Raw genomic sequence first — 20837 nt, 5'->3', positions numbered from 1 at the left:
TTATTTCTCGCTATTATTGATTGTATATTAATATAATTATATTTGGAATTAAAGATATAATAAACATTATAAAAAAATATATTGGTTCGTTTTCCAATATATTTTTTTTAGGGTTTTTATCAAAATTTTTTTTTATTGATATTATTGACATTAAAGCTATTAATATGCCAAGTGCAGATAGAATAATTATTTCTAATCCTTCAAAAAATCCGTTGTTCTTATCAAGTGCAAAAAATGTTATTGCAATTAAGCTGCTATTTGAAAGCATGAAATCATTTGAATAATTTGATTTTTTATTGTAAACAATAAAAATATCATTTAATGCTTTAAAGAATAATATCAACATGTAAATTAACATTACATAAAAAATTGGCATTAAGAACAATAAATTGTTCTTTGTAAATAGGTTATAAAAATAAAATGATGTTGAATATATTAATAAAGAGGTAATTGTTATTATGATGTATTTTTTTATTAAGATCGCATTATTTTTTATTTTTATATCCTCAAATCCAACAAAGTGTATTAAAGTTAAATTATTAATAATCAAATATGTAATCAAATCACTAGTCATAATTTTATTATATCCTTTTCATTCTCAAGAGAGGTTTTGAGTGCTTTTTCTTTGTTTGTTTTCAAAAAATGTATCATTTTTTTAATTTTGAAGGTTAAACTATATTTTTTTATTAAGTTTGAGCTTGCTTGTAAGATAAAAATAGATATTATGATTGATAAAGTTTCAAAAGGAATATAGCTTAATGTTAAAAAGTATATAAATGCTAATACTAATCCATAGAGTATTTGCTCAAATTTGAAGTGAGGTGTTATTTGCACTTCTGTTGCCATTGTAAATATTAATAGCATTGGTATTGGGGAGATAAGCAATGTTAACATATCTGAGCTGATGTGGCTTAGCATTCCTATATTGTTTGTTATGTATGAAATTGTCATCAAACTTATGTAAAATGACAATGGTATTAATTTGTTAATTATATATTTACCAACTATTAATACGAGTCCAAAATAAAGCAAAATTGGAGATATTTTTTTTTCATTATTCACCCCCAAAAGACTTTCAATATGAAATCTTGTGATAATTATATTGAAAACGGAAAAAATGTTTTTATTTACAAAATTTTCAATTGCATCGATTTTTTTGTTTTCATATCTTGTGAAGGTATTCAAACTTTTTAAATTTTTTATGTTTGGATTTGTGTTAATTATTTTATTCCAGGTTGGAATTATTGGCGGTGAGTTTTTAAGCTCTTCTTGATAGGTTTGCTTTAAACTTATTGGAAAATTTAATACAAAAAACATAAAAGAAATTAATATAGGATTTGTTAAAAATGATGATAGTCTGAAAAAGTAAAAGAATACTAAAAAAGTAAATAATAAGGAAGTTATTTTTAGTGTAATTTCTAAATTTAAAGGCAATATAATACTTATAATTAAGGCATTGTAAACAAAAAAAGACAAACATTTATAATTAATTTTTAGCATTATTGGTATGTAGATTGCCACGCTAATAAATATTAGCAGTAAAGTGTCTGTCATGAATTTTGTGTTATTTATAAAAGAAAATATTAGACTAGGCAATAATGATAGTATGATAGTAAAGTATATATCTTTTAAATTGTTTTCAGTGTATATTATCTCATTTATTAGATTTTCATTTAGAATCTTGCCTTTAATTTCTTTTTGAACCTTATGTATTTCTTCTTCTATTTCTTTTTCTGTATATTTAAATATTTTTAATTTACCGGTATTATTTATTTTTTCATTTTTCAAATATGAAAAAATAATATTTTCCATTTGTAATGGCGAAAAACTCGAGATAAACAATGCTCTAATTTTGTCATATATTGATTTTTTCTTTAATATGGTGAGGCTATAAATATCTCTTGTTATTGGTATGTTTAATGTTTCAATTTTTATTTTGTTGGCTGGATTGTTTAAGAAAATTTCATATTTTTTTGTATCAATTTTTTCATTTATTATTTGGCTGAAAGAAGTTCCAATTTTTACTTTGAGTATTCTACTTTTTATTTTTTTATTTCCATTTATAGCTACAAATTTTTCTTTATAAGGATTGTTGCTTTTTATAACAAGATTTGTATTATATAGATCTTCAATGTTTGCTAATAAAATATTGTTGTGTGGGTTTATATCATCTTTTGTATTTTTGCTATTGTATAAAAAGCGCATTATCATTTCATGATTTGTATAAGGATATGCATTTTCCAAAGATTTAATTTTTATTTTTCTGTTTTTAAAAATGTTCAATTTTTCGAATTCTTTTTTTAGCTTGTCTTTATTTGATATTATTGTTATTTCTTTGAATTTAAATATTTTGTCTATTATTTGGAATCCTGAAAGAATTTCTTCTAATTTTTCTGCCATTAGTGCTTCTGAAATATTTGTAAACTCATCTTTTCCGTTTGTTAATAAAATCATTTTGTCTATTTTTTTACATTTATTTATGAATTGAAATAAAGAATTTTCGTTGAACCAAGGAATTCCTAGTTGAATTAATTTTGCCAAAGTTTTTTCTCTTGAGATTTCATCTTCAATTGTGTTTTTTTCGGTTTTTATTTTTCCTTGAAATTTGATTAATGCTGATTTTAATTTTTTTCCATCTGGAAAGGTGGCTGTGTATATTTTTTCTACTATTCCAGATATTGGAGAGTAGGTGTATAGTTCTATGTTTGAATTTTTTGATAGAATTTGATTTTCTTCTATTTTTTGTTTTTCAATTATATATATTATAGATTTTGAATTTTCTGTTTCAAGGGGTATTAGGGCGTACTCAGGTATTTGAATCTCGTCAATGCTTACCTCGTATTTATTAAATTTTTTAAGAATTGTTTTTACTTTTTCTAAGTCTAGCATTAGCTGTTTATCCTTGAATATATTTTTTTATAGGTTTTTTCATTTATGTTTAAAAGAATTGTAAATCTTATTGCTTTAAATAAGAATAGCAATAAGAAGAAAGGCAAAGAGAGCAAGAATAGTATTTTGTTATTTTTTTTATCTATGTCGATATTATTTTTTTTTTCTTTATATATTAAGATTGGGGTTTTATTTTTTAAAAATAGGCTTGCAAGCTCTTTGTTAAGAGCTTCATCAATAAATGATTTGTCTAATTTGTAAACAGTTTTAGGATTAATCTTTATCTTGTCAGTTTTTATTTCAAAGTAATTTTCTTTTATATTTTTAGGAATTTTTCCATATTTAGCTGTAATGTTGTATTTTAGTTCGTTTTGATAAAGAATGTGCGATAGGTATCCTATAATATTGGGGATATCTTTGTTATATCCTAGCATTATATAAATATTATTAGGATTTAAATAATCAAAATAATTTAATTTTTTACTGTAAAGGTAGTTGATGTTTTTATAAGAATTTAGCATGTAGCTTGAATAAGCGAATGGCATTAATGAGAGCGTAAATAGTAGTAAATGTATTGCTATTTTTAATTTTAAAGTTTTTTTTTCTTCTTTTCTTTTCTCTTTAATTTCGATTGGGAATAAGAATGTATCTTTAAAATTGCTTTCTGTTTTGATCCAGCTAAAAATTAGGAAAATGCAAAGGGTTGTTGTTGCAACAAAGGCAATAAAAGTGGGATCAATATTTGTAGTAAAAAAGGTTATGATTGTAATGAAATATAGAGTTGTGAATATAAAGAAAAATAATAAGTGTTTTATTTTTGTTATTAGTGTTAAAAAATTGATTTCTTTTAAATATATTTTATTATATTTTTTGTTAAAATTATTGATTATTGAAAATAACAAATAAAAGAGAATTGTAAATGGATAAAAATATATTATTTCTTTGCTTATTATAAAAGTAAGGGATGAGATTAATAGAAAAATTAAAGTAAATATAGAGTTTGCTGGGTCTAAAAAAATTAATAAAATTGCTATGATTAGAAATATTATGCTTGAAATAAAATTAATTTTTGTTTTGTAGTCAAGAGAATGCATTTCAACATTAATGTTGAGTTCTTTTTTTAGTTTTTTTAAATTTATAGCTTTGAATCTGTTTTCAACATAAAGAAGTTTTTTATTTTCTATGTTGAAAAGATTGGGGAGTTTTTTTAAAAATATATTTTTCCTTAGGTCAAGATTGTTAAGTTTATTTGTTTCATTTATTGTGATTTTTTTATTTTCGGGAAAATCTAAAATGTCGATTTTTGTTGTGTATTCTGAGATTGTTTTGTATCCTAGTGAACTTATATACTCATGGGCAGTTTTTAGCTCGGTCTCATTTGTAAAGTATAAGGGCCTGTAATCTCCAAATTGAGCTACATCGCAGGAATTGATAAGTGGCATTATTGCAATTAAACATAAAAAACTTAAAAAGCGCACCATTTATTTTTCCCTATGCTTATAAATAGCACACAATATATGCAGAGACTATTCCTATTATTATGCCTGTTAGAACCTCTTTTTTTTTATGTCCTTTGACTACTTTTATTTTTGTTGTGTCAATTTTTATTTCTTTTTTTAATTTTTCTGATAGTGCATTCAAATATTCTGCCTGAACCCCAGACATATATCTTACTCCGAAAGAATCCCTTATTGTAATAAGGGCAAAAGCAAGAGCTATTATAAAATTTGTACCTATCCCTTCAGTTATTGCAATTGAGGTTGAAAGAGCAGTGACTGTTGATGAATGGCTGCTTGGCATGCCACCTGTTTCTAGGAAAATTTTTTTTAAAAGATGTGCTGGAGTTAGTTTTAACTTTCTTGTTTTTACGGTTTGGATACCATATTTAATTACTTGAGCAGAAATTCCTGATACAAGACAAGATAAAAAAAGATCATTGGTAAGCAATGCCTCTATCATTATTGAACCTCCTTTTTATATTGCGAATTTTCCAGCTTTTATTATCATGTATTCTTTTCCATTTTTGTCTACACCAATGACATTTAAGTCATCGCTTCCAATCATTAAATCTGTATGTATTAACGAGACGTTGCATCCATAAGTTAGTTTGTCTGTGTCGGTTTTCAAATCTTTTTCATTACTCAAACAAGATGGATATGCAGCTCCCAGAGCTATGTGGCAACTTGCATTTTCATCGTATAATGTGCTGTAAAAAATAAGATTGCTTTGATAAATAGGGGAGCTATTGTCAACCAGTGCTACTTCTCCTATATATTTTGCTTGAATATCGGTTTCGATGTGCGATTTTAATATTTCTTTTTGCTTCTCATCATTACAGCCAAAGTCAACAACTTTTCCATTTTCAAATTTTAACCATATTCCATATATTAATGTTCCAAGCACCATGACAGGGCGGGTGGCATACACAATTCCTTTTGTTTTTTTATAGTTTGGAGTTGTAAATACTTCTTCTGTTGGCATATTTGCATTGAATTCTATTTCTGTTCCTTTGACTTTTTCGCTTCCGCCTGTCCATAGGGAAGTTTCAAGTAGATATACCTCTAGGTTTGTTTTTTCAGTTTTAAAAATTACCTTTTCTAGGTTGAGGGTATTTAATATTTTGCATCTTTTGTGAAGTTTTTCTCCATGGGATTCCCATTCTTTTATTGGATTTTCTCTATCAAGTAGCAATATTTCCTTTTGTATTTTGAAAAATTCTTCTAAGGTTTTATTTTCTTCTTTTTTATTTAAAACTTTGGAAGCCCATTTTGGGCCTGGCGAACAAACAACACACCAAGCTATTTCATTGCTCATTATTGCTTGAGATAAGGTTTTGCTTGCTAGATTTAAAGCTTTTTGATAAATTGACATTTTTTGACCAATTTTATCTTTTAAGTCTTCAAAATTTTCTGTATCATCAACGTTTATTCTTGCCCATTTATCTTGAACCATTTCTTCTAAAAAGCTTTTTTCTGAATTTGGAATAAATTCTAAGCTTTGCTCTTGTGAGAATTTTAATCTTGATTTTAAAATGTCAGTGTCTTTAATATTTAGCTTGACATACTTAGCCCCATGTTCATAAGCTTTTTTTGCTAATATTTTCAAAAAATTGTAATTTTCGATTGAACCCTGAATTAAAACACATTGATTTTTTTGTAAATTAATTCCCTTTAAAATTATAAGTTCTGCATATTTTATTAAATCTTTCTCCATTTATTCCTCCTGAATAGGGCTTTCTAAAATGTTCTCATTAATGTAATTTGCAACAGCTTCTTCATCATTTGTTCCTATTACTTCTAAGTAAGGCAGCATTTCTTTTAATCTATAATTTGCATTTCCCATTAGTAATCCCTTTTTTACATTTTCTAGCATATCAGTATCATTAAATCCATCGCCAAAAGCCACGGTTTCGCTTAAATCAATATTTATAGTTTTAAGAACTTCTTTTAATGCATTTCCTTTTGAGACTTTATGATCTACAATTTCTAGTGAGTTTGGAGTAGAAAGATACGCATTTATTTCTCCTTTGTATTTATCTAAAATCATTGCCTCATATTCTATTAGGCTTTCTTCTTTACCGGCTAATATTATTTTTGCAACATTTTCAAAATTTTCAAGTTCACTAAAGTCTTTAATTTCTTGGATTTTATTGGCTGGACTGACTATTTCATGTCTGAAAAAATCGGATTCTTTTCTAGATTTTTGGCATTGATCGATTGCAATTTTAGTCTTCATGTCAATATTTAATTGGTCGTCGTATTGATCTGCTTTATGTAAAAAATGAGGTATATGACTAAATTTATTATCTCTTAATTTTAAAATCTTTTTTACTACTTTAGGAGATAAATTATGACTTTTTATTAATTTCCATTCTTGATTGTAAACTTTTGCTCCGTTTAATGTAATGAAAAATGAAACTTGCAATCGATCTATTTTTTTTGTAATTTGGATGATTTCATTCTTGCTTCTTCCTGTTGCTATTATGAATTTCTTTTTTTCTTTTGTTAATTTTTTAATTACAAGTTCTGTAAAGGCTCCTATATAGCTTTTTGATAGCAAAAGAGTTCCATCAAGATCAGAAGCAACCGCTTTAATATTTTTCATATTTTATCCTTTAGGAGTTAGTTTCAAGCTAAATTATATCATATATCAAATAAAAATTTTTTTTAAATTGATAATTATTTGGTATACTGGTATTAATGAGGTTATATAAAGGGGATTGATTTTGGATATTAATAAAAGATTGGCTTTACTTAGAGATCATATGAGGGAAAATGGAGTTGATGCTTATTTGGTATCAGGTTATGATCCTCATTTTAGTGAATATTCTCATGAAAGGTATAGTACTCGTAAGTTTATTACAGGCTTTTCTGGTAGCTTTGGCACAGTAATAGTAACATTATCCAAGGCTGTTCTTTTCACGGATGGCAGATATTTTTTACAAGCTGATCAAGAACTTAAGGGGAGTGAAGTTGCATTAATAAAGCTTGGAATAAAAGGATATCCTGATGTTTTTACGTATATAAATTTAAATCTTCAAGGATTAAAGCTTGGAATTTACTCTGATGAGATTACTATAAAGTTTTATAAAGAGTTGTGTGAAAAATGCAAAAATACACATATCAAGATTTTAAATCAAGATTTAATTGATTTAATTTGGGAATTTAGGCCTCAGCTTGAGTTTGGAAATATAGTTGAATTGATTGATGCTGAGAAGAATAATAAAAGAGCTGAAAAAATTAAATCTATTTATTTAACCTTAGAGAAGAATTTAGCAGATTTTTATGTTATTACTGCTCTTGATGAGATTGCCTGGATCTTGAATTTAAGAGGATCAGACGTTAAAAAGTCAGCATTATTTTATTCGTTTCTTTTAATATCTAGGAATAAAGGTCGAAAAAATGTTCTTTTTATTGATACAAGAAAACTTGATTCAAGCGTTAAAGAAGCACTTGAAATGGAAAATTTTGAAATAGAGCCTTACGATAATTTTTATTGTTTTCTGGGGCAAATAAAACATGAAGGTAAATTTTTTGTTTCATTTTATACCAATGCTAGGGTTTTAAAAGTTCTTGGTGAGAAGAATATCATTTTTGGAGAGAGTATTATAGGTGATTTTAAGGCAGTAAAAACCGATTATGAACTTCTTAAAATTAAAGAAGCGCATGTTATTGATGCTATTGGCTTGATTAAATTTTTATGTAAATTCAAAAGTTTAAGCAAGGATGAACTGGCTAAATTAGATGAAATAGATATTGCTGATATGCTTTTGCATTTTAGGAAATTGAATAAAGATTTTTTTGATTCTAGTTTTGACTCAATAGTTGGTTTTAGGGAAAATGGAGCTCTTCCGCATTATAAGCCCAAAAGAGGTAAAAAAATAAATACAAAGGGTCTTCTTTTGATTGATTCTGGGGGTTCATATTTTGGACTTGGAACTACAGACGTTACAAGAGTTTTTTTAATAGGTGATGCTTCTAGTGAAGAAAGGTATGACTATACTTTGGTTATTAAGGCCTTCATTAGCCTTGCTTCTTTAAAATTTCCATATGGATCTTCGGGAGCTTTTCTTGATGGAATTTGTAGATTGCCTCTTTTAAAGAATGAATTGAATTTTATTCATGGTACTGGGCATGGTGTTGGGTTTTTTCTTAATGTTCATGAACTTCCAGTTTCGATTAGTCCTAATTCTAGATATCCTTTTAAAGGATCTGAAGTGGTTTCAATTGAGCCCGGTCTTTATCGAACATCTAGTCATGGGATAAGGATTGAAAATTTAGTTTTTGTAAAGCAAGCTTTTGCAAATGACTTTGGAGCTTTTTTGGAGTTTGAGAATTTAACCCTTGTTCCTTTTGAAAAAGAATTAATAGCAAAAGAAATGCTCTCAGAAGATGAGTTAAATTATATTAATAATTATCATGAATTTGTATTTTCAGCTTTAAAAGAGCATTTTGATAGTGAAAAGGAGTTAGAATTTTTAGCAAAGCTGACAAGTAAAATATGAGATTTATAATTGTATTTTTAATGATTTTAAATCAAGGATTTTTAGATCTGTTTTCTTTGTCTGAAGATATTATTTTTGAGAGTTCTTATGAGATTGCAATTAAAAAAGCTCAAAAATTAAATAAAAATGTTTTAATTTTGGTTGGTAAAGATATTAAAGAAAATCTAATAAAAGCTTTTTTAAATTCTTTTAGAGATGATGAAATTATTCACACAATAACTAAGAAAAATGTTTTTTTGGTTATCGATAAGGATAATGAAATTTTTAATAAAATTAATCTGCAAAAAAGTCCAACTATTTTTTTTGTTGATTCTAAGAATGAACAAATAAGGGCGGCTTATGTGGGAACTGTTTTAAATAGTATTCAATTTGATAAAGATTTTTTAAACTATGTTATGGGGACTATAAAATCAACAAGTGCTTTAAAAAAGAAAAAAAGTTATGAAATTAACACTATTGATGAGGGGACCTTTTTTTATAAAACATTAAAAGGAGATTGGCGATTGAAGCTTAATGGTAAAGACAGGAAGCTTGTTCTTTTTGATACAGATCTTAAAGAATTTCTAGTTTTTAAAGATATTGATGAAAACAAGCTTTATGCTATTCCCAAGTCTAGAATTGGTAATATTTATTTTTCATTATTGGGAAATGAGGAGTGGAAGCTTTTTGGAAAAATAAAATAAGTCTTTTTTTGTTTGAAAGGGGAATGAAATTTTTATGGAAATGGTATTTTATCCTAATGATTTGCTTCGCGTTAAGACAAAACAAATTGCTAATATTGATAGCAAGATTAGAGATTATGCAAAAAAGATGATAAAATTAATGGATATTAGTGGTGGAGTTGGACTTGCTGCTCCCCAGGTAGGCCTTGATTTGTCACTTTTTGTAGTTAGAGAGAATAAAATGGCAAGGCCCTTGGTTTTTATTAATCCTTTAATCACAGAGACTTCTTATGAGCTTAGCTCTTACAAAGAAGGATGTTTAAGTATTCCGGGAGTTTATTATGATTTAATGAGGCCTAAAGCTATTGTGATAAGTTTTTATGACGAGAATGGAAAATCTTTTACTATAGAAAATTCCGATTTTTTGGCAAGAATTATTCAACATGAAATGGACCATTTAAATGGAATTCTTTTTATTGATTATTACGAAGAAAAAATAAAAAATAAATTGTTAAAACCTTATATGAGGGAAAGAGGGCTTAAGGCGAAATGAAAATATTTTTTGCAAGTTCTTCTTCTATTGCCTTAGAAGTTTTTAAAGAGATTGTAAAGCATTATGAGGTGGTGGGAGTTTTGACCTTGCCTGATAAGCCTAAAGGCAGGGGTCAAAAGTTAAGTCAAAATGTAATAAAGGTGCAAGCTATTGCTAAAAATATTAAAGTTTTTGACCCCTTGATTCTTGATGACAATATTTTAAATTCAATTAGAGATTTGAATCCAGATTTAATGTTAGTTTTTTCTTATGGCAAGATATTTAAAAAAGAATTTTTAGATATTTTCCCAAAGGGGTGTATTAATGTTCATCCTTCTCTTTTGCCCAAATATAGAGGTGTTTCTCCGATTCAATCTGCAATTTTAAATGGTGATTGTGTTAGCGGTATTACTATTCAGAGTATGGCCTTGGAAATGGATAGTGGCAATATTTTAGTGCAAAGAAATTTTAAAATAAGATCTTGCGATACAAGTTATGATATTTCAAATCTTGTATCTAGCCTTAGTCCCGCTCTTGTTTTAGAGGCTTTGGAAAAAATTAGTAAGGGATTTTTGGGAATTCCTCAAAAAGCAAGTGAAGCCACTTTTTGTTCTTTTTTTAAAAAAGAATCGGGATTTATAGACTTTAATTTAAGTGCATTTGAGATTAAAAACAGAATTAATGCATGCAATCCTTGGCCACTTGTAAGGGCTAGTCTTGATTATAGCGACATTATTTTTCATCGTGCTGATTTTTTGAAAATAGATTTATATAAAGAAAAAAAAATAGGAGAAATTGTTGATTTTGATTCTAAAAGAGGATTATTTGTTAATACTGGGAAGGGGATTCTTTTACTTTTAGAAGTCCAAAGGCCTGGAAGAAGGGTTTTGGATTTTAAGTCTTTTTATAATGGGAGTAGACAACTAATAGGACAAGTGTTTTCTTCAATAGGGGGAATATATTAGTTTAAATAATAATGACAATTTGGAAAATAAATTTTCTAATAAAGAAGAATTGTTTAAAAATAAATTAGATTTGACTCAGAGTTGCAAAAATTGTAATAACGAAATATTAATTTTGCCAAAAGCTACAATCAGAGCATTGCTTTTAGTTATTTTTGGATCTTTAATTATTTCTTTTGCAATTTTTTTTATGGTTTTAGAAAATAAGGAGATTGTAGTTGTCCCAAATCTTTATTCTCTTACCCTTGAAGATGCTATTATTGAATTACAGAGAAAAGAATTAATTCCCCACATTGAGTTTAAATTTTCTTCAAGTGCTCTTGACAAAGGAAAAGTGATAGAGCAGGGGCCAAAACCAGGAACCGTTTTAAGACATAACAATAAGGTTATAATTTTTATTAGCAAAGGGGCTATAATAAACAGAGTTGATAGTTTTATTGGCAAAAACATTGACGATGTTTTAATTAATTTAAAGGCTAATTCTTTTAGCAATTCTAAATTACTTTACCACATTGTTAAACCTCTTGAGGTTGAGAGTGAATTGCCAAAAGGAATAATAATTCGCCAAAATCCATCACCAGGTAGTCAAATATCAAGTTTAACAGATCTCCAATTTTTAATTAGCAAGGGTAAAGATCGTTTGGGCAAACATGTTAAAAATTATATTGGGATTTATTATAAAGATGCGATTGCCTCTCTTTTAAATGATGGGATTAGTTTTGACATTAATTTGGTAAATACGGGCGATTTTGGAAATATTGTTTTTCAGTCTATTCCGCCTGAAACTAAAATAAATGAATCGGATAAGATTTTAATTACTATTGCAAAGCCCAAGGTTGACAATAAAATTGTTTTTGGAATTTTGACTTATAAATTAAGACAACATCCATCTTATGTTGATATATCTGTTAGGTTAAAAGGTTTGGATGGTGAAAATTCTCTGATTTATTCTTTTAAGTCAAAAGGAGGATTAATTAAGTTGCCCTATGAGGTTCACAAAGGATCTATGATTGAACTTTATATTTATGATAAGCTTATAAACCAAACAGTTATAAATTGATTATGTTTAAACGTATTGATTTAAATTAATAAAAAAATTTCTAACATAAAGTCATATATTAATTAGTTTCGATACAACAATAATGGATGCAGCTATTATTACTGTTTCTGTTCTTAGAATGTTTGAAGATGTGCTATAAGGGGAAAAATTATATTGCATTATTAATTGTTTTTCTTTTTCTGTAAATCCTCTTTCGGGTCCCACAATAATAGCCGCATTGTTTGCTTGTTCTATATCAATTAATTTTTTTTTGCTATTTTTTTCAAGTAATATTTTTATTTCAAAATTTTCTTGTTTAATATATTTAAGACTGTCTTTCAAATTTTTAATAATTTTTATTTTTGGCAAGTATGTTACTCCTCCTTGCATTGCTCCGGCTATTAAATATTTTTCGTAATCATTGTTTTTAAAGATTTTAGAATTTAAATATGATTTTTCAGTAAGTTCAGTGTTAAAAAAAATTATTTCGTATATTCCAATGCTAGCAAGTTCTTTTATAATTCTTTTGGCAACAATTGGTCTTATCATCCCAATTAGCACATTTAATTTTTTAAGCTTATTAGATTCTCCTATTTTAAAGATTTTCTTGAAAAATAGTTTTTTATCTTTTTTGTAAATGCAATGATAAATATTCTTTTTTCCAAGAATACCAAATTTAAATTTGTCGTTATCTTTTAATTTTAAGATTTTAACAAGATGTTCTGCTCTAGTGTCATTGAGTGAAATTCCTGTTTTAAATTCATTAGAAGTTATTAACATTAGATTCATTTTTTATAATTCCTTATTATTAATATTGTATTTGTGATATAATTTTAAGTCGATAGGGGGGCAATGTAGAATATATGGCTATTTCTTTAACCAAAGAAGATTTTGTTGCCAAAGTTTTTGATTATAAGAACAATATAGAATGGAGTTTTAAAGGTAAGAGGCCAGCAATAATTGATTTTTATGCCAATTGGTGTGGTCCATGTAAAATGCTTTCTCCAATTTTTGAAAAACTTTCTAAAAAGTACGAGAATAGTATTGATTTTTACAAAGTAGATACAGATAAAGAACAAGATATTTCTTCCGTTTTTGGAGTGAAAAGTCTTCCAACTATTCTTTTTATTCCTGTTGATGGCAAGCCAAAGGTTTCTGTTGGCTTTTTACAAGAAAATGCTTTTGAAAATATAATTAAGGATTTTTTTGGTTTTTAGTTTACTAAATAAAATAATTTAATTGCTATAGCAATTAATGCATATTTGTGAGTTGTATATGGGTTATTCGAAGGTATAGTTAATTTGTCCAAATCTGATTTGAATTTATTGGTAGAAAATATTAAATTTGAGCATTGCGGTGTTTTTTATGATTTTATTTTATCTGTTTTAAATACTCTTTCTATTAGTGATTTTGAACTTTCAGTTATTCTTTGTGATAATATTTATATACAAAAATTGAACAATAAATTTAGAAACAAGAACGAGCCAACCGATGTTCTTTCTTTTAATTATAATGATAATGAAGTTAACGAAGATTTTGTTGATAATAAAAATTATAAAATACAAGGAGACATTATAATATCTTTTGAATATTTAAAATTTAGTGCTCAAGAATTTAATGTTGAAATTTATGAAGAACTTCAACGTGTTACTATTCATGGAATTTTACATTTAATGGGATATAAGCATGAAACTAATGATTTTCAAAAGGAAAACATGTTGATTCTTCAAGAAAGTGTCTTAAGAAAAAATAAAAGGGTATTTTAGATGTTGGGATTTTTTAATTTTAAAAACAAAAAGAAGAAAAAAGGAAACCCAAAAAATGATCTTGAAGATAAGTCGAATATTGAAACTTCTTTGATAAAAAATTTCAATGCCCTTAAAGAGACTATTGTAAAAGAGATTATGATTCCCAGGATAGGGGTTATATTTGTTGATTATGCTAAGAGTAAGGATGAGCTTTTAAAGGTTGTGACATCTAGTAGTCATTCAAGATTTCCCGTTTATCATGGTACTATTGACAATATTATTGGAATAATTCATACAAGAGACGTGCTAGTGCATATGTGTAAAAAAGATTTCTACCAAATAGATTTAAAAGATATTATGCGAAAAGTTATGTTTGTTCCTGAAAGCAAAAAAACAGACTCTCTTTTAAAAGAATTTCAAGAAAATCATGTTCATATTGCAATTGTAGTTGATGAGTATGGCGGGGTTTCGGGGCTTGTAACTCTTGAGGATATTCTTGAAGAGATAGTGGGCGATATTCAGGATGAATTTGACAATGAGCTTGATGAAATAGTTCGCCTTGATGATGGGTCTTATCTTTGTGATGCAAGAATTTTAATAGAGGATTTAAATGAGAAGCTTAATTTAAATTTGCCAAATGGAGACTTTGATACTCTTGGGGGTTTCGTTTATGATCTTTTTGGGAGGATTCCTTTGAAAAATGAAAAGGTGGAATACAACAATTTGGTTTTTTCGATTAAAAATATGCATCAAAGAAATATTAAGGTAATAAAGATTTCCGAGAAGGAAGGTTTATGAATTTTAATCGATTTTTTATATTATTCCTTTTTAATTTTAGTGTTTTATTGGGCAGTGATACTACAGCATTGGGGCATTATCAAAAGGCTAATGAGTATTATTTATCTAAAAGGTATTATGATGCTATTGATGAGCTTTTTGAGGCTATAAAAATTAATCCCAATTATTATGAAGCTTATAAATTTATTGCATCAATTTATTATTCTCTTAAAATATATGCCCAAGCACAATTTTTCATAGAGAAAGCCTATAAAATGTCTAACGAAGACATTGAGTATAAAATTCTTTATGCAAATATATTATTAAAAAATAATAAAATTGATCAAGCAAAAAAAATATATTCTGAGGTTTTAGTTAAACAGAGAAATAATATTGATGCTTTGGTTGGACTTGCTTCAATTTTTGAAAAAAACGGATTATTCATAGCAGCTGCTAATTATTATTTATCCATTCTTGATTATAGTCAAAATAATTATAGCGCGTTTGAACATCTTATCGATATTTATCAAAGACTAGGGATGCATGATAAGATTAGGCATTTGATAAATAAAGTTAGGGTAAATTTTTTATCTTTTCCAGATTTTCATAAAAGAGTAGCTGAATTTTATATTAGTATTAATAACTTGGGTCTTGCTGAAAAGTATGCTTTAAATTATTTGGCTTTAATTGAAAGTTCTTATAAAGATTTTGGAGTTGTTGATGCATACCGATTGCTTGCGCTTGTTTATTTGCACGAATTTAAATATGAGGATGCAATAGAAGCATTACAGAAAGCTATTTTGGTTAATAAAGATTCTGATGAACTTTATTATTTATTAGGGTATTCTTACTTAAAATTTGGGAATGTTGAAAAGGCTATTTTAAATTTAGAGCGAGCTAAAAATCTTAAAAAAGATTTAGAATTTTATAATATTGCTCTTGATGAGAGTTTTTTTGTATCTAATTTTAGAAATTTTTTGAAAAACAATTCCAATGTTAAAATTTCTAAGCATTATGAAAATAAAGGGCTTAAAGCTTTTAAATCTTTAAATTTAAATAAAGCATTGTTTAATGCAAAAAATGCTGTTGATATTTGGCCTGATAATGATAGTGCTAGGTTTTTGCTTTCAAAAATATATAAGCTTATGAATTTAGATATTATGGCTTATGAGCAGCTTTTTTATTTAGTAAAACAGAGAAATTCTACGGATTCTAGAATTTTAGATTTTTATGATGTTGTGTCTTTTGATATTAGAAAATCTTTATTTTATAAATATGGATATAAAAGCATTTCCGATTTTAATAAACTTTATGATGACAGGATGGTTTATAGAATTGCTATTTTTACTCAAAGTGAGAATAAGCTTTTTGGAGCAAACGATTTGATATTAAGATACTCTGAAAGGGTACTTGAGCGTAATTTAAATATAGAAATAGTTAACTATAATTTTGATTATAATAAAAATAGAGACTATCTAATTAATAATTTTTCCGAAGGATTTTCTTACTCAAGAAATAATAATTTGGATTTATTTTTAATTTTTGATTTCAAGGTAGATATTTTGAAAAATACAGCTACTTTGTTAGTGAATGTTTTTTCGGGGAAAACAGGGATTAAGGTTGGTTCTTTTTCTTACAATGTGGGGGGTGTTAATTATTTAAGCAATGTTTTAAATTCCTTTTCTAAAGATTTTCATGATTATTTACCCAAAAAAGGAAAGATCCTTCAAATTAAAAATAATGATGTTCTTATTAATCTTGGCCAAGTGAACGGTGTTGTAAAAGGCGATGTTTTTTTGATTCTTAAAGAAGGTGCTTTAAACAGTGACAACACTAGAGATTCTTCTTTTATTGTTTACAAAAGATCAGATATTTTAGGAGAGATTTTAATTGAGGATATAAGTGATTATATTTCCAGAGGTATTATAAAATCTTCTATATTTTTAAAGGACTATATTCAAGAGGGAGTCACTGTGCTTGTAAAAAGATAGTTTGACACTTGTTGTTGATTTATGATTTAATAATTCTAGTAAGAATAAAATCAAAAAATTGGAGGATTTTGTATGAAATTGGCTATTAATGGTTTTGGTCGTATTGGTAGAAATGTTTTTAAGATTGCTTTTGAAAGAGGAATTGATGTTGTGGCAATAAATGATTTAACAGATCCTAAAACGCTTGCACATCTTTTAAAGTATGATTCTACTTTTGGAGTATATAATAAAAAAGTTGAATCAAGAGACGGTGCTATTGTTGTTGATGGAAGAGAAATAAAAATTATTGCAGAGAGAGATCCAAAAAATCTTCCTTGGGCAAAACTTGGAATTGATGTTGTAATTGAATCAACAGGTGTTTTTTCATCAGCAACTAGTGATAAAGGAGGATATCTTGATCATGTCAATTATGCTGGGGCTAAAAAAGTTATTTTAACAGTTCCTGCTAAGGATGAGATTAAAACAATAGTTCTTGGTGTAAATGATCACGATATTAATTCTGATTTAAAGGCCGTATCAAATGCTTCATGTACAACCAATTGCTTGGCTCCTCTTGCAAAAGTACTTCATGAATCATTTGGAATTGAACAAGGGCTTATGACAACTGTTCATGCTTATACTAATGATCAAAGAATTTTGGATCTTCCTCACTCTGACCTTAGACGAGCAAGGGCTGCTGCACTTTCTATTATTCCAACTTCAACTGGTGCTGCAAAAGCAGTTGGACTTGTTTTGCCTGAACTTAAAGGAAAGTTGAATGGGACTTCAATGAGAGTGCCTGTGCCAACAGGTTCAATTGTTGATTTTACAGTTCAACTCAAAAAAAAAGATGTTACAAAAGAAGAGATCAATTCTGTTCTCAAGAAGGCATCAGATACACCTGAGCTTAAAGGTATTTTGGGGTATACAGAAGATCCAATTGTATCTTCAGATATAAAGGGGAATTCTCATTCTTCTATTGTTGATGGTCTTGAGACAATGGTTCTTGGAAATGGGTTTGCAAAGGTGTTATCATGGTATGATAATGAGTTTGGATATTCTACAAGAGTAGTTGATCTTGCTCAAAAATTGGTAAAATAAGTAGGAATGCTTGTAAGGTAATAAAATGTCAATAAAAACAGTAAAAGACTTTAATAGTTTTGCAGGCAAGCGAGCCTTAGTAAGATGTGATTTTAATGTTCCCCTAAAAGAGGGGAGCATTAGTGATGATACTAGAATTAAGGCTGCATTGCCCACAATAGAGTATCTAAAAGAAAGAGGAGCTAAGATTGTGCTTATAAGTCATTTGGGTAGACCAGAGGGCAAAAAGAATCTTAAATATTCTCTTAAACCCGTTGCTAATAGATTGTCAGAGCTTTTAGGCCAGGATGTTAAGATGCTTTCTGATTGTATTGGAAGCGAAATTGTAAATAATACTTTGCAAATGAAAGATGGCGATGTTGTATTACTTGAAAATGTAAGGTTTTATTCAGAAGAGGAGAAAAACGATAAAAGTTTTGCAAAAAAACTTTCTGAGAATGGAGATGTTTTTGTAAATGATGCTTTTGGTGCAGCTCATAGGGCTCATGCTTCAACGGTAGGGATTTCCAATTATTTGCCATCTGTTGGTGGATTTTTAATGGAAAAAGAAGACAAATTTCTTGGAGAAGTATTAAAAAATCCTGAAAAGCCATTTGTTTCGATTATTGGTGGATCTAAGGTTTCTTCAAAGATTGCAGTACTGGAATCGCTTTTATCAAAGTCAAATGTAGTTGTGATTGGCGGTGGAATGGCCTATACTTTTTTGCATTCCAAAGGATATTCTATAGGTAAATCTCTTTTAGAAGTTGAATATGTTGATATAGCTTCTTCTTTTTTAAATAAAGCAAAGGAGTTAGGTGTTAAAGTGATTTTACCACTTGATCACATTGTAGCAGACTATTTTAATAAAAATTCTACTCCTGAGTATATTGATTCCTTTAATATTCCTGAAAACAAGATAGGTATGGATGTTGGAGCAAATACTTTAAATGAAATCGAAAAGGTTATAAAGCTTGCCAAAACTATAATTTGGAATGGCCCTCTTGGTGTATTTGAATTTGATTTATTTTCAAAAGGAACTGCAAAGGTTGCCGAAATGGTAGCATCTTGCTCAGCTTTAACTATTGTTGGTGGTGGAGATTCTGTGGCAGCTGTTAATAAATTTAATTTATCTGATAAGATCACGCATGTTTCAACAGGTGGTGGTGCGTCACTTGAATATCTTGAAGGTAGGATCTTGCCAGGCATTAAGGTTTTGGAGAAGTAAAGTGAGAAAAACATTTTTAGCGGGAAATTGGAAAATGCATTATACAAGTACAGAGGCTTGTATTGTTGCAAAAAAAATTGCTACTGAAGTTAAAACTTTAAAGAATAATTTTGTAATAATGATAACTCCTCCATTCACGGCGTTGTCTAAGGTTTCAGAATGTATTAAGGATAGTAATATTCTTCTTGGTGCTCAAAACATGTCTTATATGGAGAGTGGAGCAAGGACAGGTGAAATTTCACCTTTAATGCTTTTAGAATTTGGGGTAGAATATGTTATACTTGGTCATTCTGAATGTAGATTGTATTTAGCAGAAACAGATGAAATAATAAATAAAAAGATTCTTGCAGGGCTTAAACATCCTTTTAAGTATTTAATTCTTTGTGTTGGAGAAACTCTTGATGAGAGAAGCTCTGGAAAAACTTTAGATGTTGTTTTAGGTCAAGTTAAAAAGGGATTAAATGGCGTTTCTGAATCAGATATTAAAAGAATAATTTTAGCCTATGAGCCTGTTTGGGCTATTGGAACGGGTAAAACCGCAACTAAGGAAGAAGCAGAAGAAATTCATAAGGCAATTAGGCTTGAGATTATGAATCTTTATTCAAAGTCAGCTTCAGATAATATTATAATTCAATATGGAGGTTCTGTTAATTCTAGCAATGTAAAAGAACTTATGAATGAGCCCGATATTGATGGTGCGTTAATAGGTGGAGCATCTTTGAAGGCCGAATCTTTTTTATCTATAATTAATAACGTTCGTTAGTTAAAGAGGTTTGTTTTGGATTTAGTTAGATTTTTTATTTTTATAATTTTTGTTATTGTTTCAATTTTTATTATCCTTTTAATTTTAATTCAAGATGAGCAGGGTGATGGAATAGGCGGTGTTTTTGGAGGCGGTAGTTCTTCTATTTTTGGGGCAAAGTCTTCAAGTGTTGCTGTAAAAATTACTGGATTTTTTATAGCATTCTTTTTTATCTTTGTAGTTTTGTTGTCTTTTATGAATAGTAGAAGAGCAGATAGTAGCTTTTTAGATGATATAAAGACGGAAACTAAGAATAGTTCAACTTTTTGGGATAATGATAATAATAAATCAGATACTAATATTAATGAAGTTGAAGAAAAGAGTTTGAAAGAAAAATAATATTAAATTGATTACTGTTGTGCTAAGCTATTTACTTATGATAAGTATTTTACGTAGAGAGTTCCCTTTTTATGTGAAGTGATTTTAAATCATAGCTTGTCGATTTTATTGAAAGTTTATTTCATTTTTATTGTGTTTTTTTAAATAATGTAAAGCATTGCTAAAATGATTTGAGCCTAAAAATCCATTGTTTGCTGAATATGGAGATGGATGACTTGTTTCAAGAATTAGGTGCTTTGATGGATCAATGAGTTTTTTTTTACTTCTTGCTAGATTGCCCCAAAGCATGAATACAACGTTTTTCAAATTTTTAGAGATTATTTTTATTACTTCATCTGTGAAAATTTCCCATCCAATAGCTTTGTGAGAATAGGGTTTGCCTTCTTCGACTGTTAGGATTGTATTTATTAAAAATACACCCTGAATTGCCCATCTTTTTAAATCTCCGTTTGGAATGGTTTTTATTTTTAAACTTTTTTCTATTTCTTTAAATATGTTTTGCAAAGACGGGGGAATTTTAATTTCTGAATCTACAGAAAAAGCAAGTCCATTTGCTTGATTTTTTCCATGATATGGATCTTGTCCAATTATTACCACTTTTATGTCTTTAAATGGCAAAGAATTAAAAGCATTAAATATAAGTTTTGGAGGAGGAAATATTTTCTCTTTTTTTGTTTTATATTCATGTTTTATAAATTTCACAAGTTTTTTAAAGTATTCCTTGTTAAATTCATTGTTTAAAACTTTTTCCCAAGATTCTTCAATTTTTACTTTCATTTTTGTATTATATAAGAAATAGTTTGTA

General features: G+C 27.9%; 20 protein-coding genes and 1 pseudogene. 13 read left to right on the top strand and 8 right to left on the bottom strand.

The window, feature by feature from the left end; genetic code table 11:
• Positions 1 to 13 precede the first annotated feature (13 nt).
• The 6 genes and pseudogenes from QIA31_RS00885 to QIA31_RS00860 all read right to left on the bottom strand — a co-directional run bounded on the left by QIA31_RS00885 (position 14) and on the right by QIA31_RS00860 (position 6993).
• Positions 14 to 574, bottom strand: coding sequence for a hypothetical protein (locus QIA31_RS00885; protein ID WP_301393789.1), 561 nt, complete (start codon positions 572 to 574; stop codon positions 14 to 16).
• The gene (locus tag QIA31_RS00880; RefSeq protein WP_301393787.1) at positions 571 to 2889 is read right to left on the bottom strand and encodes an RnfABCDGE type electron transport complex subunit D; all 2319 of its coding nucleotides are present in this window, start codon (positions 2887 to 2889) and stop codon (positions 571 to 573) included. The genes QIA31_RS00885 and QIA31_RS00880 overlap by 4 nt, the downstream gene beginning before the upstream one ends.
• Positions 2890 to 2896: 7 nt before the next feature.
• Positions 2897 to 4370 (bottom strand): annotated as a pseudogene (locus tag QIA31_RS00875) (hypothetical protein).
• Positions 4371 to 4386: 16 nt separating this feature from the next.
• Positions 4387 to 4848: a divergent PAP2 family protein gene (locus QIA31_RS00870; protein WP_151060629.1), complete on the bottom strand. Its 462-nt coding sequence runs from the start codon at positions 4846 to 4848 to the stop codon at positions 4387 to 4389.
• 15 nt (positions 4849 to 4863) lie between these two features.
• Positions 4864 to 6102 carry an aminopeptidase gene (locus tag QIA31_RS00865; RefSeq protein ID WP_301393779.1) on the bottom strand — a complete coding sequence of 413 codons (1239 nt, stop codon included), beginning with the start codon at positions 6100 to 6102 and terminating at the stop codon, positions 4864 to 4866.
• The gene (locus tag QIA31_RS00860; protein ID WP_301385356.1) at positions 6103 to 6993 is read right to left on the bottom strand and encodes an HAD family hydrolase; all 891 of its coding nucleotides are present in this window, start codon (positions 6991 to 6993) and stop codon (positions 6103 to 6105) included.
• 121 nt (positions 6994 to 7114) lie between these two features.
• Here QIA31_RS00860 and QIA31_RS00855 point away from each other — a divergent pair, with 121 nt between their 5' ends.
• From QIA31_RS00855 to QIA31_RS00835, 5 genes are read left to right on the top strand one after another with little or no spacing between them, the layout of a single operon-like run.
• Complete coding sequence (locus QIA31_RS00855) at positions 7115 to 8893, top strand: aminopeptidase P family protein (RefSeq protein WP_301393777.1); 1779 nt, start codon at positions 7115 to 7117, stop codon at positions 8891 to 8893.
• Positions 8890 to 9576 (top strand): hypothetical protein, encoded by a 687-nt coding sequence (locus QIA31_RS00850; RefSeq protein ID WP_301393775.1) that lies wholly within the window; start codon positions 8890 to 8892, stop codon positions 9574 to 9576. The genes QIA31_RS00855 and QIA31_RS00850 overlap by 4 nt, the downstream gene beginning before the upstream one ends.
• Before the next feature lie 34 nt (positions 9577 to 9610).
• Complete coding sequence (gene def, locus QIA31_RS00845; protein ID WP_301393773.1) at positions 9611 to 10108, top strand: peptide deformylase; 498 nt, start codon at positions 9611 to 9613, stop codon at positions 10106 to 10108.
• Positions 10105 to 11052: a methionyl-tRNA formyltransferase gene (gene fmt, locus QIA31_RS00840; RefSeq protein ID WP_301393770.1), complete on the top strand. Its 948-nt coding sequence runs from the start codon at positions 10105 to 10107 to the stop codon at positions 11050 to 11052. The genes def and fmt overlap by 4 nt, the downstream gene beginning before the upstream one ends.
• A gap of 49 nt (positions 11053 to 11101) precedes the next feature.
• Complete coding sequence (locus QIA31_RS00835) at positions 11102 to 12109, top strand: PASTA domain-containing protein (protein ID WP_301394447.1); 1008 nt, start codon at positions 11102 to 11104, stop codon at positions 12107 to 12109.
• Positions 12110 to 12160: 51 nt separating this feature from the next.
• Here QIA31_RS00835 and QIA31_RS00830 read toward each other — a convergent pair whose 3' ends face one another.
• Positions 12161 to 12877: a 16S rRNA (uracil(1498)-N(3))-methyltransferase gene (locus tag QIA31_RS00830; protein ID WP_301393768.1), complete on the bottom strand. Its 717-nt coding sequence runs from the start codon at positions 12875 to 12877 to the stop codon at positions 12161 to 12163.
• A 74-nt stretch (positions 12878 to 12951) separates the two neighbouring features.
• Between QIA31_RS00830 and trxA the strand changes: the two genes are divergently transcribed.
• From trxA to secG, 8 genes are all read left to right on the top strand, one after another.
• Complete coding sequence (gene trxA, locus QIA31_RS00825) at positions 12952 to 13305, top strand: thioredoxin (RefSeq protein WP_301393765.1); 354 nt, start codon at positions 12952 to 12954, stop codon at positions 13303 to 13305.
• An 84-nt stretch (positions 13306 to 13389) separates the two neighbouring features.
• Positions 13390 to 13854 (top strand): rRNA maturation RNase YbeY, encoded by a 465-nt coding sequence (gene ybeY / locus QIA31_RS00820; protein ID WP_301393763.1) that lies wholly within the window; start codon positions 13390 to 13392, stop codon positions 13852 to 13854.
• The gene (locus QIA31_RS00815) at positions 13855 to 14634 is read left to right on the top strand and encodes a hemolysin family protein (RefSeq protein WP_151060639.1); all 780 of its coding nucleotides are present in this window, start codon (positions 13855 to 13857) and stop codon (positions 14632 to 14634) included.
• Complete coding sequence (locus QIA31_RS00810) at positions 14631 to 16604, top strand: tetratricopeptide repeat protein (RefSeq protein ID WP_301393761.1); 1974 nt, start codon at positions 14631 to 14633, stop codon at positions 16602 to 16604. The genes QIA31_RS00815 and QIA31_RS00810 overlap by 4 nt, the downstream gene beginning before the upstream one ends.
• Before the next feature lie 72 nt (positions 16605 to 16676).
• On the top strand, positions 16677 to 17684 hold the full coding sequence (gap, locus tag QIA31_RS00805; RefSeq protein ID WP_301393758.1) for a type I glyceraldehyde-3-phosphate dehydrogenase: 1008 nt from the start codon (positions 16677 to 16679) through the stop codon (positions 17682 to 17684).
• Between the two features lie 25 nt (positions 17685 to 17709).
• Positions 17710 to 18891 (top strand): phosphoglycerate kinase, encoded by a 1182-nt coding sequence (locus QIA31_RS00800; RefSeq protein WP_301393755.1) that lies wholly within the window; start codon positions 17710 to 17712, stop codon positions 18889 to 18891.
• A 1-nt stretch (position 18892) separates the two neighbouring features.
• Positions 18893 to 19654, top strand: a complete 762-nt coding sequence (gene tpiA / locus QIA31_RS00795; protein WP_301393753.1) for a triose-phosphate isomerase — start codon at positions 18893 to 18895, stop codon at positions 19652 to 19654.
• A 15-nt stretch (positions 19655 to 19669) separates the two neighbouring features.
• Positions 19670 to 20032 carry a preprotein translocase subunit SecG gene (gene secG / locus QIA31_RS00790; RefSeq protein ID WP_301393749.1) on the top strand — a complete coding sequence of 121 codons (363 nt, stop codon included), beginning with the start codon at positions 19670 to 19672 and terminating at the stop codon, positions 20030 to 20032.
• A 105-nt stretch (positions 20033 to 20137) separates the two neighbouring features.
• Here the strand turns inward: secG and ung are convergent, their stop codons facing one another.
• Positions 20138 to 20809, bottom strand: coding sequence for a uracil-DNA glycosylase (ung, locus tag QIA31_RS00785; RefSeq protein WP_301393748.1), 672 nt, complete (start codon positions 20807 to 20809; stop codon positions 20138 to 20140).
• Between the last annotated feature and the right edge of the window lie 28 nt (positions 20810 to 20837).

This window comes from [Borrelia] turdi (genome assembly GCF_030439285.2).
GTDB classification, from domain to species: domain Bacteria; phylum Spirochaetota; class Spirochaetia; order Borreliales; family Borreliaceae; genus Borreliella; species Borreliella turdi.
The sequence above is the reverse complement of the archived record's forward strand: the minus strand, read 5'-3'. Positions and strand labels throughout refer to the sequence as shown.